Raw genomic sequence first — 13,978 nt, 5'->3', positions numbered from 1 at the left:
CGGTGAACGAGACGGTCTTCAGCGGGGCCCTCCTGCTCGCCCTGCCCATCGCCGTGCTCGGCGGCCTGGTCTCCTTCTTCTCCCCGTGCGTCCTGCCCCTCGTCCCCGGCTACCTGAGTTACGTGACCGGCGTCACCGGAACCGACCTGGCCGAGGCCAGGCGCGGCCGGATGGCGGGCGGGGCCGCACTCTTCGTCCTGGGCTTCACCGCCGTCTTCGTCTCCGGCGGCGCCCTCTTCGGCGGCTTCGGCAACACCCTGCAGGAACACCGCGAGGTCATCTCCAAGGTCCTCGGCGCGCTGACCATCGTGCTCGGCGCGTTCTTCATGGGCGCGATGCCGTGGATCACCCGCCGCGAGTTCCGCTTCCACAAGCGGCCCGTGACGGGGCTCCTCGGCGCGCCCATGCTGGGCGTGCTCTTCGGCGTCGGCTGGGTCCCGTGCATCGGCCCGACCCTCGCCGCCGTCCTCGCGCTCGCCTCCAACGAGGCCAGCGCCGGCCGCGGCGCCCTGCTCACCGTCGCCTACTGCCTGGGCCTCGGCCTGCCGTTCATCCTCACCGCGATCGCCTTCCGACGGGCGCTCGGCGCCTTCGGCTGGGTGAAGCGGCATTATGTCTGGGTCATGCGCATCGGCGGCATCATGCTGATCGCAACCGGCCTGCTGCTCGTCACCGGAGCCTGGGATCGCATCGTGTCCGAGATGCAGGTCTGGACTGCCGGCTTCACCCCGGGGATCTGACCCATGACCCACACCAGCCCGAGCGACACGAACGCGAGCGGCGCGAGCCCGAGCGAAGCCGACCCGAGCGACACGAACGCGAGCGAGGCCGAGGAGCGCGCGGACCTCAGCGCCGCGGGCTCGCAGCTCTCCACGGCCCCGCGCGAGGAGAGCGCCATCGGCGGTCCCACCCTCGGGGTCGTCGGCTGGATCCGCTGGTTCTGGCGCCAGCTCACCTCCATGCGAGTGGCGCTGATCCTGCTCTTCCTGCTCTCCCTCGGCGCGATCCCCGGCTCGCTCATCCCGCAGACCAGTGCGGACGAGCTGAAGGTGCGGACCTTCCAGGAGGCCCACCCCACGCTCACGCCGATCTACGAGAAGCTCCAGCTCTTCGACGTCTACAGCTCGGTGTGGTTCTCCGCGATCTACATACTGCTGTTCGTCTCCCTCATCGGCTGCATCGTGCCCCGCAGCTGGCAGTTCGTCGGCCAGCTCCGCGGCATGCCGCCCGCCGCGCCCGGACGCCTGACCCGACTGCCCGCGTACGCGACCTGGCGCACGGAGGCCGAGCCCGAGCGGGTCCGTGAGGCCGCGCTCACCCTGCTCAAGGGCCGCCGGTTCCGTGCGCACACCGTCAAGGACGCCGTCTCCGCCGAGAAGGGCTACCTCCGCGAGGCGGGGAACCTGGCCTTCCATGTCGCGCTGATCGTGATGCTGGTGGCCTTCGCCTGGGGCCAGCTCTTCAAGTCCGAGGGCGGCAAGCTGATCATCGAGGGTGACGGGTTCTCCAACACGCTCACGCAGTACGACGACTTCAGGTCGGGCTCCCTCTACAGCACCGACGACCTCGCCCCGTTCGGCTTCCAGCTGGACAGCTTCACCGGTACGTACGAGAAGAGCGGCCCGCAGCGCGGCACCCCGCGCACCTTCGAGGCCGCCGTCACGTACGCCGAGGCGGGCGGCAAGGACAAGAAGGCCGTCATCCGGGTCAACGAGCCGCTGGAGGTCGGCGGCTCCAAGGTCTATCTGATCGCCCACGGTTACGCCCCCGTGGTCACCGTCAAGGACGGCCGTGGCAAGGTCGTCTTCCACGGCGCCGTCCCGCTGCTGCCGTTCGACAACAACATCACCTCGACCGGCGCGATCAAGGTGATGGACGGCTACCGCGACAAGAACGGCAAGAAGGAGCAGCTGGGCTTCCAGGCCTTCTTCGTGCCGACCTTCGCGGGCGCCGGCAAGGGGGACATGTTCTCCCAGTTCCCGGCGCTCGACTTCCCCGTCATGGCCCTGACGGGCTACCACGGCGACCTGCGCGTCAACTCGGGGCTGCCGCAGAACGTGTACCAGCTCGACACCTCGAAGATGAAGCAGTTCAAGGTCGGCGGCGGGACCGGTGTCGCGCAGCGGATGCTGCCCGGCGAGACCATGACCCTCCCCGACGGTGCCGGCTCGATCACCTTCGAGAAGGACATCAAGGAGTGGGCGAGCTTCCAGATCTCCCAGCAGCCGGGCAACGGCCTCGCCCTCACGGGCGCGATCGCGGCGATCGCGGGCCTCAGCGGCTCGCTCTTCATCCAGCGCCGCCGGGTCTGGGTGCGGGCCGTACGGGGGGAGGACGGCGTCACCGTCGTCGAGATGGCGGGTCTTGGCCGGAGCGAGTCCGCCAAGCTCCCCGAGGAACTGGCCGAACTCGCGGCCACGCTCCACGCACAGGCGCCGACCGCGCCGGAAGCCGAACGGGCGGACGCCGAACCGGCGGAGCCCGCAGAACCTGCCGAAGCTGAAGCCGAAGGGGCTGAGAAGTGAATCTCGCCGCCGTGAGTCTCGCCGCCGAGACCAACGAGAGCCTGGCGCGGATGAGCGACATGCTCATCTACTCGTCGATGGCCGTCTACACCCTGGCCTTCTTCGCGCACATCGCCGAGTGGGTGCTGGGCAGCCGGAGCAAGGTCGGCCGTACGGCCGCCGCGCTGACGGCCCAGGCGAAGGCGACCGCTTCCGCCCCCGCCGTCCAGGTGAAGCAGGCCGGTGGCACCGCCGTACTCGACAGGCCCACGGTCGTCACCCGGGCGGGGGCGGGCGTCCGCGACGTCCCCGACGGCCCCGGCGCGGCCGGCGGCACGGTCAAGGGCGATCTGTACGGCCGTATCGCCGTCTCGCTGACCGCGCTCGCGTTCCTCATCGAGGCGTCGGGTGTGATCGCCCGGGCGTTCGCCGTGCAGCGGGCCCCGTGGGGCAACATGTACGAGTTCTCCACCACGTTCTCCACCGTGGCGGTCGGCGCGTACCTCGGCTTCCTCGTCGCCCGGAAGAACGTCCGCTGGATCGGTCTGCCGCTGGTCACCACGGTCCTGCTCGACCTGGGCCTGGCCACGACCTGGCTGAAGACCCCCAGCGACCAGTTGGTCCCCGCGCTCGACTCGTACTGGCTGTGGATCCACGTCTCCACCGCGATCTTCTGCGGCGCGGTCTTCTACCTCGGCGCGGTCGCCACCCTGCTCTACCTCTTCCGCGACTCGTACGAGAACAAGCTCGCGACCGGAGGCAACCCGGGTTCCTTCGCCCGCTCCGTCCTGGAGCGGCTGCCGTCGGCCGCCTCCCTGGACAAGTTCTCCTACCGGGTGAACGCGGCGATCTTCCCGCTGTGGACCTTCACGATCATCGCCGGCGCGATCTGGGCCGGCGACGCCTGGGGCCGCTACTGGGGCTGGGACGCCAAGGAGGTCTGGTCCTTCATCACGTGGGTCGGTTACGCGGCGTACCTGCACGCGCGGGCGACGGCGGGCTGGAAGGGCCGCAAGGCCGCGTACATCGCGCTCATCGCCTTCGGTTGCTTCCTCTTCAACTACTACGGCGTCAACATCTTCGTGAGCAGCAAGCACTCGTACGCGGGCGTCTGAGCTGGCACGGCGCCCGCCCCGGCGTGACGCTTGAGGTATGAGCGAGATACCCCGGGGCAGGTGCGAGACCCATGACGGCAACCTGCATCACCTGCGGTACGTGATCGATCTGCCCCATCCGAAGGTGCGGGTCTGGGCGGCCGTCGCGACACCGGAGGGGCTGCCGCAGTGGCTCTGCGCGGCGGATCCGCTGGAGCCGAGGCTCGGCGGAGCGGTGACGCTGCGCTGGCTGAACGATGACACGGAGGTCTCCGGGCAGGTGACGGCCTGGGACCCGGAGTACGTGGCCGAGTACACGGTCGGCCCGTCGCACGGCCGGATCCGGTTCCATCTGGAACCGGCCGGCAGCGGCGGGGCGACCGTTCTGCGTTTCACCAACGAGTTCCGCGCGACGCACGACGAGAAGCTGGACGTCATGGCCGGGTGGCACGACCACTTCGAGCGGCTGGCGGAGGCGCTGGACGGCAGGCCCACGGACTGGCGGGAGTGGTCCCCGGACCGCTGGCAGCACCTGCGCGAGCTGTACGTACGGGACGACGCCCCCTGGCCCAAGTGGGAGCCGTGAGCACCCCGGCCGGACCCGCCGGTGACGGCATGGCGTCGAGACCGTCCTCCCGGACCCGTACGGCCCGCCGAGGAGCATCCGGTCGTCGACGACCGCAGCCGCCCCGGTGACGGACCCGCCTGCCGAGCCGGTGACGGATCCGCCTGCCGCCCCGGTGGCGGACCCTGCCGCGCCGGTGACGGACCCTGCCGCGCCGGTGACGGGCCGCTCGCCCGGCGCGCGCGACGCGGGCCCGGGAGCGCCGGCTGCGCCCGCGGGGCCTCCGAAGTCAGCCCCTCCTCGGCGGCAGGCAGTCCTTCGCCGGAGGCCCGCCCTCCGGCCAGGCGATCTGGACGAACCTCTGTGAGCCGTCCTCGGCCAGTTCCACGATCGGGACCGCCTTGTTGAACGGGTTGCCGAAGTTGTCCAGGCAGATCCAGCCGCTCGCGCCGTCGACCCGGAGCGAGCCCTTCACCTGGGGCCACTGGGTGACCACGTCCGCCGCCTCCGGGTACCGGGCGCCCCGCGGCGTCGCCTGCCGGATCGCGTGGACCGCCGTCGCCATCGCGTCGTACGCCACGATCGCCTGGCCGTCCGTGAGCGGGACCGGCTTCTTCGTGGCCTTCGTGACGTCCGCGAGGAACGTCTCGTACGCGGCTGCCGAACCGCCCGTGCGCGGGATCGGGCGTCCGGGGGCGGGCTTCCAGGCGTCGGGGTGCGCGAGCGAGGCGTAGCGGACGGTCAGCTTCGTCTTCAGGGCGCTGCGGTTGAGCTTGCGGTCCCCGCCCAGATACGACCCCTCGTCACCGGTCAGGATCGTGAACGGGCGCTCCGCGCAGCCCCGGGCGCCGAGCGCGTTGATGAACTGCCGCAGCTGTGTGTGGCGGCCGGCGAAGAAGACCGTCTCCGCCCTCGTGTCGCAGATCAGATGCGTGATCTGGCGGAAGGTGTTCGCGGTCGTGCCCTCCTCCGTCGGGTCCGCGGGCGAGGTGAAGAGCTGCGGCTCGTACGGGGCGCCCTTGAGGGAGGAGCTGAAGGCCGCCTTCAGCGTGTCCGTGTAGTGGTCGCCGGTCCGGGTGTCCTGGACGAGCAGCGCCTTCGAGCCCTCGACCTGACCGAAGTGGCCCAGCGCCTTGGCCTCGTCGCCGTTGGTGGGGGAGACGCGGGCGAGGCCGGGGTAGCGGTTGTTGCCGGCGCCGGGGCCGTTGGCGATGTCGTCGGCGGTGATCGTGGTGCCGACGACGGCGATTCCCGCGCCGGTCAGGGCCGTCACCGCCTCCCGTATCGCGGTCGAGGAGGTGGCGACGCCGCTGACCGCCCGCAGCCGGTCGGGACCGCCCGTCATCGCCTTCAGCCGGTCGACGGTCTCACGCCAATGGGCGTTGTTCTTGCCGGTGTTGGCGAGTACGAGCCTGATCTTCGGGGTCTCGTTGTTGGACTCGTGGTTGGCGCGGTACTGCCGGGCGTAGGCGCCGACGACCTCGTGGAACACCTTCACCTGTAAGCCGCTGTCCGTCGAGGTGAGCGGCAGCAGCAGGGCGACCGTCGCGTATTCGTCGGGCTTCAGGGCACGGTTCTCGTCGCGGATCCGTCCGGCGATCTCGGTCAGCTCCGGGACACCGAAGTCGAAGCCGTCGCCGTTGACGCCGACGCACTCGGTACTGCCCGCGGGCCGCTCCACGCCCGCGGCGCAGGAACGGTCCTCCGGGGTGATGGCGTGGTCGATCGCGTACCCGGCCAGTGAGCCCACGACGGCGAGGGCGACCGCGGACGTGAGGATCTTCTGACGGGTGGTGTACCAGAGCCGGTAGCGCAGCGGGCTGACCATGGCCTCAGACTCCGTTCTCCGCACCGGGCGGGAGCGAGAGCCCCCGCCAGGCGCGGATGTCCCTCGGCCAGTGGGTGGCCGCGTCCCAGAGTGGACTGTTTCCCGTCCGATGGCGGCCGGAGAGCTGGCGCAGCTCGTGCGCCAGCTTGTCGGTCACGTCCTCGTCGGGCAGCGCGAGCGGATCGGTGAGCAGCCATACGGCGTGCAGCAACCGCCGCAGACTCAGATGGAGTTCGACGGTGTCGTCGTCGAACGCGGTGGGCAGGGATTCGCCGGACTCCTGGCCGAGCGCGATCGTCCGCCGCGGGTCGGGACCGGTCCGGCCCCGGTCGCGCGGGTAGGGCGCCGAGGCGATGAACCGCAGCCGCCCGAGCCAGCCGAGGATGTCGGCGTCGGGGAAGGTGAGCCGCAGATGGGTCACGGCGTCGTCGGTGCGCCCGAGCGCCAGCTCCTGGTGCAGCCGGTACGGGACGGGTCCGGTGGCGTAGTGCCGGTGCAGGGTCTCGTGGACGGCCCGCCAGGTGGCGTACTCCTCCCCGTCCTCGAAGCGGAGCCGGTGCAGGAGCAGCGCGCGCAGCAGCGGGTCGGCGACGAAGTGCTCGGGGCCCTCCGGCCAGTCCTCGGCGCGCAGCAGGTCCCGTACGCGCAGGGCGGTGTCGCCTTCGAGGGACTCGCCGCGCAGCCGGGTCCGGGCGAGCAGCCGGGCCGACTCCTCGTCGTGGGCGGCGGCGAGCACGGCGAAGGGGCCGTGCCGCAGGCCCGGCAGGAGCTCTTCGAGGAGGGTGGGGGCGACCGGCACCGGGGCGCTGTCCTCGCGCAGCTCCACCGTGAGGTCGAGCAGGGCGCCGGGGGTCAGCGAGGGCTTCCGGGCGGTGGGGACCTCGCCCGCGGCCCGGCCGAGCAGGACCACGCCGAGCGGCCGCCCGCCGGTCAGCCGGTGGACGGCACGGGCCAGTTCGGCCGGTGTGCGGCCCGCAGGGTCGAATCGGTCGAAGGCGCTCTGGGTCTGGGCGGGCGACAGCGGGGGCAGTTCGACGGCGAGGATGCCGGAGGTGACGTCCGGGCCGCGCGGGCAGGGCGCGCGGTGCGCGGTCTCGGGCAGTCGCAGCCGGGCCGCGTGCCGGATGCCGTCGTGGTCGCGGACGCGGGAGGCGGCGATGACGACGACCCGGTCGCGGCGGCCGTCGGCGCGGGCCCGCAGAATCGGCTCGACCAGGCGCCGGCCGAGCGGCTCGTGGGCGTTGTCGAGGAGGAGGACGGGCCGGCCGCGGCGGGCGCCGCGGTTGGCGAGGCCGGTGAAGGCGCGGACCAGGTCCTCGACGAGGGCGCCGACGAGGAAGTCCTCGGCCTCGCGGCGGCGCCGGCCGCCCTGCTCGAAGTCCATCGCGAGCTGCTGGAGCCCGGCCTTGCCCCGGCCGCCCGCGTTGCGGTAACTCCCGTACCAGCTCTCGGCCTTCTGCTGGAAGCGGCCGAACACCTCCTCCAGGACGGTCTCGACGGTCGCCTCGGCGAGCAGCCCGGCCATCGGCGCGGTGGTCTCGGCGAACTTGGCGGCGAGCTTGGTGAGGACCTTGGTGACCCAGTTCGCGGCGGCGCCCTTGGCCGCGTCGACGGTCGCGAGGACCGGTCCGAGGCGCTGGAGATCGCGCCGGGCCCGCTCGTCGTCCTCCTGCGACCAGCTGATGGACGCGACGGCGACCAGCCCGAGCGAGAGACGCGGGAACTGCACGGGCCGCGCGCCGAGCACCCGCGGCGCCAGCTGTACGGCGAGCTCGGCGAGCGCCCTGGTGAGCGGGTTCCAGCCGGGGCCGTGGTCGGCGGGCGGTTCGATGTGCGCGCAGTCGAGCAGGGCGAGCGGGGTGGCCGCCTTGTAGGCGTTGCGGATCTGCTTGAGCAGCGCCGTCTTGCCCATGCCCCGGCCGCCGGTGAAGACGGTGACGGGCGGGTCGTCGCCGTGCTCGTACGCGGTGCGGGCGTAGCGGTGCGGGGACAGTCCGACGAGCCGCGCGGCGAGTCCGGAATCCTGGAAGACGGCCTCGCGGCCGTACAGCTCTCTGTCCACGTGTCGTTACCCCCGTCACGCCACTTGTCTCAGCCAACTCCAGGATATCGACGGTGTGTTGGGAAAGCGGCGGGCTTTTCGACTCTGTTGCGCAGGTGTTGTCACTCCGTGGCGATCGCGTCGAGCCGGGCCCGGAGGTAGGCATGGGACTCGATCCCGTGAATGGTGGTCCCGGGGTCGCATTCGTGGAAGTACACGAGCGACATCAGCTCCTCGGTGGGCACGTCGGCGGGTGGCGGAAGCACCCGATGGCGGCCGGAACGCCGGCGGTGTGCCCGGTGACCAGCAGGAACCCGGCCTCGCGCAGGGCGCGGTCGACTGCGGGGAGCCGGGGGTCCGGGGCGCGGCCCAGACCGGTGGTCGGAAGGGAGGCCTCACTCCTGGCCGATGTCCTCGTTCCACAGGTCGGGGTGGTGCGTGACGAACTCCCGCATGAGCGCGACGCACTCCGGGTCGTCGAGCACGAGGATCTCGACCCCCTGCTCGGCCAGCCAGTCGTGCCCGCCGTGGAAGGTCTCCGCCTCCCCGACGACGACCCTGGAGATCCCGAACTGCCGCACCAGGCCGGAGCAGTACCAGCAGGGGGACAGGGTCGTCACCATGGTCGTCCCCCGGTACGACCGCTGCCGCCCGGCGGCCCGGAACGCGGCGGTCTCCGCGTGCGCCGACGGGTCCCCGTCCTGCACGCGGCGGTTGTGCCCGCGCCCGAGCAGTGTCCCGTCGGGGGCGTAGAGGGCGGCCCCGACGGGGACCCCGCCCTCGTCCCGCCCGGCCCGCGCCTCGGCGAGGGCGGTGGCGAGCCACCGCCGGGCGCTCTCCCTGCTGAGACGCTCGTCCATGTGGGGATGCTTCCCCGGCGGGTGCCGGAGATCACACGTGGTCGGCGGCGAGTCAGATGCTGACGACGGTGACGCGCCCGGAGCACAGCGCGGTGAGGTCCTCGGGATCGGAGGTGAGGATCGTGACGGGGCCGGGGGCGGCGAGGGCGGTGGCGCCGAGCATGGCGTCGATAGCGTACTTGTGGCCGTGCAGCCCGGCGTCGGCGAGGAGCGCCGCTGAGTGCCGGGCGATCGGCTCGGTGACGGGTTCGACGACGAGGCGGGAGAGGGTCCACTCCAGGGCCGGGCGGTTGATGCGCGGATGGACGACCTCCACCAGGGTGGCGGCGGACGTGATCACTCGCATGTCGTCGGCGCGGGCGAGCGCGAGCCAGCCGGTCACCGTCCGGTCGCGCAGGACGGCCTTCGCCAGCCCCTCACTGTCGAGGACCAGGCTGCCGCCGGGGACGGCGGGGGAGCGGGTCACGCGGCGTCGACTCCGGGATCGGCCTGCTCGTTGCGGGCCTGCTGGAGCCGGTCCCGCAGGGCCTGGATCTCCTCGTCGGTGACGGGGCCGTGCTCGGCTTCGGCGACGGTGATGAGTTCGTTGAGGTTGTCGCGTTCGATCTGACGCGCCACGGCCGCCGCCACATAGGCGGACAGCCCGGAGGGTCCGCTGCGGGCGCGGGCTGCCTCGGCGATGTCGCGTGGCATCGTGATCGAGTACTTGCCGGTGGGCTCGCTCATGCGATCCATCCTACCGGGGGTCCTACCCTCTCCGTGGGCCCGTGGATCCGGACCTACGCCTCCGGGGTGGGCGTGACGTAGGAGCCCTTGCCGGGGACGGTGACGATCAGTCCGCGCTCGCGCAGTTCACGCATGGCCCGGCGGGCGGTCAGTACGGCGATGCCGTACTCCTCGGACAGGCGGCCCGGCGTGGGGATCATCCGGTCGGGGGCGAACTCCCCGGAGGCGATCTTCGCTGCGATCACGTCGGCGAGCTGCATGTACAGCGGGCGTCCCGACTCAGGATCAAGGCTCATGGTGTCACGCTAGATAGTCGTACAAGTGCACGTTTGGGTGGCTCTAGCTACAGCATGATGCATCACTGTGCATCACGCACTATCTTGGGGGCACGCAAGACCCCGGCGACCGCTGGAACGGTCCCGGGGCATGGCCACCAACTGTCAACGGAGTTGATGACGTGCGGAACCCTATCGTCTGCTTACTGATGTGGCTGCTGATTCTGACCCTGCCACCCACCGGCAGGCACCGCCCACGCCCCGCCGCCCACAGCCACCGCCGACCCCGCCGCCCCACGGCCCCGGCCCCGGCACCGGCCCACCGGTCTCCGTACGCGCAGGAGCAGACGACGCTCCTCGACGGCGCCCGGTCACCCCTGGAGCGCCCCTACCTGGCCGCGGTACAGCGGCGGCGTCGCCGGACGTTGTGGCTGGCGACGGTCGGGGTGGACGTCGATCGCCGGAACATCCACGCCGGGGGTGCGCGATGAGCCGCTGTGGGGCGAGGCGCTCCGTGTTCGCGATCGCGGAGGTGGTGCGGCCGGTGTGGGCCGGGACGGTCTGCGTGCTCGACGCCGGGCACGACGGTGCGCACCGCGACCGCGCGGGCGACGGCTGGTGGGTGACACCGGAGGTCGCCGACGCGGTGAGCCTGTCCCTGCTGACCCGCGCCCTCACGGCCGACCCCGAGCCCGAGTTCCGGTCGCCGCGCTGCGTCGTCGGCCGTCACGCCCGCTGCCGGGACGGGGTACCGCGAGACAGCGGCGTACCGGGAGTCCGCCACCTCGTGTGCGGGTGTCCCTGCCACGCGGCGAACATCACCTCGCCCGACGAGCTCCCCTGAAGAACTCCGCGCCCTCCCGCTGTCCGCCTGCTTGGATGCGATCGTGATCGAATTAGCGTTCTTCGCAGGGTTGGCAGCCTTCGTCGGGTGGCTGATGCGCCGGAAGCAGCAGCAGAGGTCGACGGCGATGGCCGCCGGGGAAGCGGCCGGGGTGCCCTGCATGCTCAAGTGGTCGGCTCAGGGCTCTCGCTGGAGGCCTGGACGTCTGGTGATCGGTGCGGGCCCACTCGTCTGGAAGCCCTCGCTCGGCAGGCAGGAAGCCGTTCTGCCGAGCGATCTGCGTCAGACGGGGGTGCGGTCGCCCTCCCTGCGTGAGGCCATGGCCTTGAACCCGAGGTCACGGATCGTCCAGGGTGAGTCGTCCGACGGGACCATCCTGATCGCGGTCATGCCGGAGGAACTGGACCATGTGGTCGGCGCTCTGCGGAGCGCTTGAGCCCTGCCCGACGATCGCCCGTGAGGTACCGCATCTGGACGGGCGTGCTCTTCGCGATCTCCATCGGGGCGCTCCTGCTAACTCCCGCACGCTCTGATGCGCGACCGGCCGTTCGGTGATGCGCGGTCCGCCAGTCGGCATTGGCCTCGCTCCGGCTGGATACCTGGCCGGGGCCCCCTTGGAGGACATGGTGACGACACAGCCTGACCGCACCGGAGAACTCATCCCGCGCCCCGAGCAGACTCCCGCTGCTCTGCGGGCAGCCCTCGCGGTCGTCGCCCCCGAGCGGTTGCCCGAGATGGACGCCAGCCAGCGCGCGGCTGTTACGGAGGCCATCGAGCAGAGTGGCATCGCCCCCCTGCGTATGTTCCTGATCCAGTGGGCCGCAGTCATCGAGATCGAGCGCATCCCCGACACCGCCCGCGAACTGCGTCGCGCCGAGTACCTGGCCCAGATCACCGAGGACCCGGAGGAGAGCCGCCGGTACGTGCGAGCGGCCGGAGACATCGTCCGTGCCGCGCACAAGGCGGTAGGCGGGTGAGCTGGAGGTGGCCCCCATCGGCTCCGCCGATGGCCCCATCGGGAGGTCGCCCCACTGGCTCGTGGACCGCCCACCAGCACCGTCCGTAGCGTCGACGGCATGAGAAACGAGACCAGGGGAACCCTCGAACTGACCCTCGCCATGGTGCTCTCCGGCACCCTCGGCATCTTCGTCGTCGAGTCCGGGGCCGCGCCCTTCGAGGTGGTGTTCTTCCGGTGCCTCTTCGGGGCCGTCGCACTCGGTGCGTACAGCCTCGCCCGGGGGTACTTCACCGGGCACGGGTTCACGCCGAGGAAGCTCGGGCTCGCCGCGCTCGGCGGGGTGTTCATCGTCTTCAACTGGGTGTTCCTCTTCGAGGCGTACGAGGCGACCTCGATCTCCTTCGCCACCGTCGTCTACCACACCCAGCCGTTCTTCCTCGTGGTCCTCGGCGCCGTCCTCCTCCGGGAGCGGATCACCGCCGCCAGGCTCGGCTGGCTCGGGGTGGCCTTCGTCGGGCTCGTGCTCGTCTCCGGCATTCGGCCCGGGGACACCGCCTCGCTCAAGGGCCTCGGGCTCGCGCTCGCCGCCGCCGTGCTCTACGCGCTGTCGACGATCGTCACCAAGCGGATCACCGGCGTCCGGCCGCATCTCGTCGCTCTTGTGCAGGTGCTGGTCGGGCTTCCGCTGCTGCTGCCCTTCGTGGACACGGGGGACATGGAGGGCATCGGTGCGGGGTGGGGCTGGCTCGTCGGGCTCGGGCTCGTCCACACGGGGCTGATGTACGTCCTCATGTACGCCGCCTACCAGAAGCTGCCCACCGCGAAGATCGCCGTGCTCGCCTTCACCTACCCCGCCGTCGCGATGGTCGCCGACTGGGCGGTGTACGGGCACCACATCGGCCTCGTCCAGGCGCTCGGCGTCCCGCTGATCGTCCTGGCCAGCCTGAAGGTCACCCTTGCTGCTCGGACACCAGCCGCCGCGCCTGCTCCACGAACAGCCGGACATGCGCCGGAAGCCGCTTCCCCCGTCGCCACGCGATCTGCGTGAAGAGCGTGAACGGCGGACGCCAGTCCAACTCCACCAGTGCCCCGGACGCCAGCTCCTCGGAGACGGTGACCCGGGGCACCAGGGCGATGCCCAGGCCGCCCGCCACACCCCGTTTCGTCGCCTCCAGCGTGCCGAACTCCATGAACGGCGGGGACCACTCCCGAAGCTCCCGCTCGAACAGGTCGCGGTACGGACAGCCCGGCTCCGTCCCCACCAGCCGGCCCGCCGCTAGATCCGCCGACGTCAGATCCGTACGCCCCGCCAGCGGATGGCGCGGAGACGCCACCAGGCTCAAGGGCTCCTCCGCCAGGACCTCCGCCTCCAGGCCCGCGTGCTCGGTCTCCGGCTCCATCAGGAAGCCGATGTCGTACGTCCCCTCGCGCAGCGCCTGCCGGGTCTCGTCGCCCAGCGTGGGGCGCAGCGACAGCTGGACCTTGGGGTAGCGGTGGTGGAAGAGCTCCAGCAAGGGCGGTAGCCGGTAGGAGGTCAGCGACTCCATCGTGCCCACCGCGATCGTCCCGGCGGGCTCCTCCCCGGTCTCCACGACCGCGGCCCGCGCCTCCTCCGACAGTTCGATGATCCGGCGGGCGTACGGCAGGAGGCGCTCGCCGGCCTCGGTGAGCCGGATGCGGCTGCCGAGCCGTTCGAAGAGCTCCACGCCGAGCGAGGACTCCAGGGCGCGGATTTGGCCGGTGACGCTGGACTGGGCGTACCGCAGTTCGGTCGCGGCCCGGGTGAAGGAGAGGACGGTGGCCACCTTCTCGAAGGTGATCAGGAGCCGGAGCTCCATCACTTGTCCTTGTCGCGGTCCTGCTCGTCCCGCTCGGTCTTCTCCTCGTCCTTCTCCTCGGACTTCGGCTCGGTCTTCGGCTCGGTCTTCGGCTCGTCCGCGCGGGACGGCTTCCGGTCCTCACGGAGCGACTTCAGGAACTCGGGGTTGTCGTCGGGGGCGACCCACTGGTTCGCCCCGCGGCCACCGGCACCGAACGCGTGCCCACGGTCCTTGCCCGCGACGAACCACACGATGGGGGCGGCGATCGGGAACAGCAGGATCAGGACGACCCAGGCGAGCTTCGGCAGGTGCTTGGTCTCGTCGTCGGGGGTGGTCACGCAATCGATGCAGGCGTAGATCGTCAGCGCCAGCGGCAGGATGAACATCAGCGCCCTGAGCATGTGGGACAGCCCCCTGGATCCAGTGGCGGGGTACGTTTCGTCGGCCCCGGTGACAGGCCAAG

The 13,978-nt window shown here is 71.4% G+C and carries 17 protein-coding genes and 1 pseudogene; 9 read left to right on the top strand and 9 right to left on the bottom strand.

Annotated elements, in window-relative coordinates:
* The first annotated feature begins 2 nt into the window (after nucleotides 1-2).
* From ACFUJR_RS20225 to ACFUJR_RS20210, 4 genes are read left to right on the top strand one after another with little or no spacing between them, the layout of a single operon-like run.
* Nucleotides 3-740 carry a cytochrome c biogenesis CcdA family protein gene (locus ACFUJR_RS20225; protein WP_383166028.1) on the top strand — a complete coding sequence of 246 codons (738 nt, stop codon included), beginning with the start codon at nucleotides 3-5 and terminating at the stop codon, nucleotides 738-740.
* A 3-nt stretch (nucleotides 741-743) separates the two neighbouring features.
* On the top strand, nucleotides 744-2,525 hold the full coding sequence (locus ACFUJR_RS20220; RefSeq protein WP_383166025.1) for a cytochrome c biogenesis protein ResB: 1,782 nt from the start codon (nucleotides 744-746) through the stop codon (nucleotides 2,523-2,525).
* Nucleotides 2,526-2,536: 11 nt separating this feature from the next.
* Entirely contained in the window at nucleotides 2,537-3,619 is a 1,083-nt protein-coding gene (gene ccsB, locus ACFUJR_RS20215) for a c-type cytochrome biogenesis protein CcsB (protein WP_383166087.1), read from the top strand.
* A 37-nt stretch (nucleotides 3,620-3,656) separates the two neighbouring features.
* Complete coding sequence (locus ACFUJR_RS20210; RefSeq protein WP_383166022.1) at nucleotides 3,657-4,184, top strand: SRPBCC domain-containing protein; 528 nt, start codon at nucleotides 3,657-3,659, stop codon at nucleotides 4,182-4,184.
* Between the two features lie 268 nt (nucleotides 4,185-4,452).
* Here ACFUJR_RS20210 and ACFUJR_RS20205 read toward each other — a convergent pair whose 3' ends face one another.
* From ACFUJR_RS20205 to ACFUJR_RS20175, 7 genes and pseudogenes are all read right to left on the bottom strand, one after another.
* The gene (locus ACFUJR_RS20205; protein WP_383166019.1) at nucleotides 4,453-5,991 is read right to left on the bottom strand and encodes an ABC transporter substrate-binding protein; all 1,539 of its coding nucleotides are present in this window, start codon (nucleotides 5,989-5,991) and stop codon (nucleotides 4,453-4,455) included.
* Between the two features lie 4 nt (nucleotides 5,992-5,995).
* Nucleotides 5,996-8,053, bottom strand: coding sequence for a hypothetical protein (locus ACFUJR_RS20200; protein ID WP_383166016.1), 2,058 nt, complete (start codon nucleotides 8,051-8,053; stop codon nucleotides 5,996-5,998).
* A gap of 101 nt (nucleotides 8,054-8,154) precedes the next feature.
* Nucleotides 8,155-8,322: pseudogene (locus ACFUJR_RS20195) on the bottom strand (isopenicillin N synthase family oxygenase); the annotation flags it as partial.
* Nucleotides 8,323-8,427: 105 nt separating this feature from the next.
* Complete coding sequence (locus tag ACFUJR_RS20190) at nucleotides 8,428-8,892, bottom strand: nucleoside deaminase (protein ID WP_383166013.1); 465 nt, start codon at nucleotides 8,890-8,892, stop codon at nucleotides 8,428-8,430.
* A gap of 52 nt (nucleotides 8,893-8,944) precedes the next feature.
* Entirely contained in the window at nucleotides 8,945-9,358 is a 414-nt protein-coding gene (locus ACFUJR_RS20185) for a type II toxin-antitoxin system VapC family toxin (RefSeq protein WP_383166010.1), read from the bottom strand.
* Entirely contained in the window at nucleotides 9,355-9,618 is a 264-nt protein-coding gene (locus ACFUJR_RS20180; protein WP_383166007.1) for a CopG family transcriptional regulator, read from the bottom strand. Before ACFUJR_RS20180 ends, ACFUJR_RS20185 begins: the two co-directional genes overlap by 4 nt.
* Before the next feature lie 53 nt (nucleotides 9,619-9,671).
* A complete protein-coding gene (locus ACFUJR_RS20175) occupies nucleotides 9,672-9,914 on the bottom strand; it encodes a winged helix-turn-helix domain-containing protein (protein ID WP_361438227.1) in 243 nt (80 codons plus the stop codon).
* 161 nt (nucleotides 9,915-10,075) lie between these two features.
* On the opposite strand from ACFUJR_RS20175, the gene ACFUJR_RS20170 reads away from it, so the two are divergent.
* The 5 genes from ACFUJR_RS20170 to ACFUJR_RS20150 all read left to right on the top strand — a co-directional run bounded on the left by ACFUJR_RS20170 (nucleotide 10,076) and on the right by ACFUJR_RS20150 (nucleotide 12,743).
* Complete coding sequence (locus tag ACFUJR_RS20170; protein ID WP_383166004.1) at nucleotides 10,076-10,384, top strand: hypothetical protein; 309 nt, start codon at nucleotides 10,076-10,078, stop codon at nucleotides 10,382-10,384.
* A 23-nt stretch (nucleotides 10,385-10,407) separates the two neighbouring features.
* The gene (locus ACFUJR_RS20165; RefSeq protein WP_383166001.1) at nucleotides 10,408-10,737 is read left to right on the top strand and encodes a hypothetical protein; all 330 of its coding nucleotides are present in this window, start codon (nucleotides 10,408-10,410) and stop codon (nucleotides 10,735-10,737) included.
* A gap of 43 nt (nucleotides 10,738-10,780) precedes the next feature.
* A complete protein-coding gene (locus ACFUJR_RS20160) occupies nucleotides 10,781-11,173 on the top strand; it encodes a hypothetical protein (protein ID WP_383165998.1) in 393 nt (130 codons plus the stop codon).
* A gap of 190 nt (nucleotides 11,174-11,363) precedes the next feature.
* Complete coding sequence (locus ACFUJR_RS20155) at nucleotides 11,364-11,714, top strand: hypothetical protein (RefSeq protein WP_383165995.1); 351 nt, start codon at nucleotides 11,364-11,366, stop codon at nucleotides 11,712-11,714.
* Between the two features lie 99 nt (nucleotides 11,715-11,813).
* A complete protein-coding gene (locus tag ACFUJR_RS20150; protein WP_383165992.1) occupies nucleotides 11,814-12,743 on the top strand; it encodes a DMT family transporter in 930 nt (309 codons plus the stop codon).
* Here ACFUJR_RS20150 and ACFUJR_RS20145 read toward each other — a convergent pair.
* Together ACFUJR_RS20145 and ACFUJR_RS20140 are read right to left on the bottom strand one after the other, a co-directional pair.
* Entirely contained in the window at nucleotides 12,646-13,533 is an 888-nt protein-coding gene (locus ACFUJR_RS20145; RefSeq protein ID WP_383165989.1) for a LysR family transcriptional regulator, read from the bottom strand. The genes ACFUJR_RS20150 and ACFUJR_RS20145 overlap by 98 nt on opposite strands.
* Nucleotides 13,533-13,916, bottom strand: coding sequence for a PLD nuclease N-terminal domain-containing protein (locus ACFUJR_RS20140; RefSeq protein ID WP_383165986.1), 384 nt, complete (start codon nucleotides 13,914-13,916; stop codon nucleotides 13,533-13,535). Before ACFUJR_RS20140 ends, ACFUJR_RS20145 begins: the two co-directional genes overlap by 1 nt.
* Between the last annotated feature and the right edge of the window lie 62 nt (nucleotides 13,917-13,978).

This window comes from Streptomyces sp. NPDC057271 (assembly GCF_042668715.1).
GTDB lineage: Bacteria > Actinomycetota > Actinomycetes > Streptomycetales > Streptomycetaceae > Streptomyces.
Note: the sequence above shows the minus strand (reverse complement) of the source record. Positions and strands in the feature narration are given on the sequence as shown.

Coding starts and splice junctions, on each gene's coding strand:
- ACFUJR_RS20180 (WP_383166007.1), bottom strand. CDS start 9,618: ATGAGCGAGCCCACCGGCAAGTACTCGATCACGATGCCACGCGACATC.
- ACFUJR_RS20140 (WP_383165986.1), bottom strand. CDS start 13,916: ATGCTCAGGGCGCTGATGTTCATCCTGCCGCTGGCGCTGACGATCTAC.
- ACFUJR_RS20175 (WP_361438227.1), bottom strand. CDS start 9,914: ATGAGCCTTGATCCTGAGTCGGGACGCCCGCTGTACATGCAGCTCGCC.
- ACFUJR_RS20150 (WP_383165992.1), top strand. CDS start 11,814: ATGAGAAACGAGACCAGGGGAACCCTCGAACTGACCCTCGCCATGGTG.
- ACFUJR_RS20145 (WP_383165989.1), bottom strand. CDS start 13,533: ATGGAGCTCCGGCTCCTGATCACCTTCGAGAAGGTGGCCACCGTCCTC.
- ACFUJR_RS20190 (WP_383166013.1), bottom strand. CDS start 8,892: ATGGACGAGCGTCTCAGCAGGGAGAGCGCCCGGCGGTGGCTCGCCACC.
- ACFUJR_RS20205 (WP_383166019.1), bottom strand. CDS start 5,991: ATGGTCAGCCCGCTGCGCTACCGGCTCTGGTACACCACCCGTCAGAAG.
- ACFUJR_RS20220 (WP_383166025.1), top strand. CDS start 744: ATGACCCACACCAGCCCGAGCGACACGAACGCGAGCGGCGCGAGCCCG.
- ACFUJR_RS20210 (WP_383166022.1), top strand. CDS start 3,657: ATGAGCGAGATACCCCGGGGCAGGTGCGAGACCCATGACGGCAACCTG.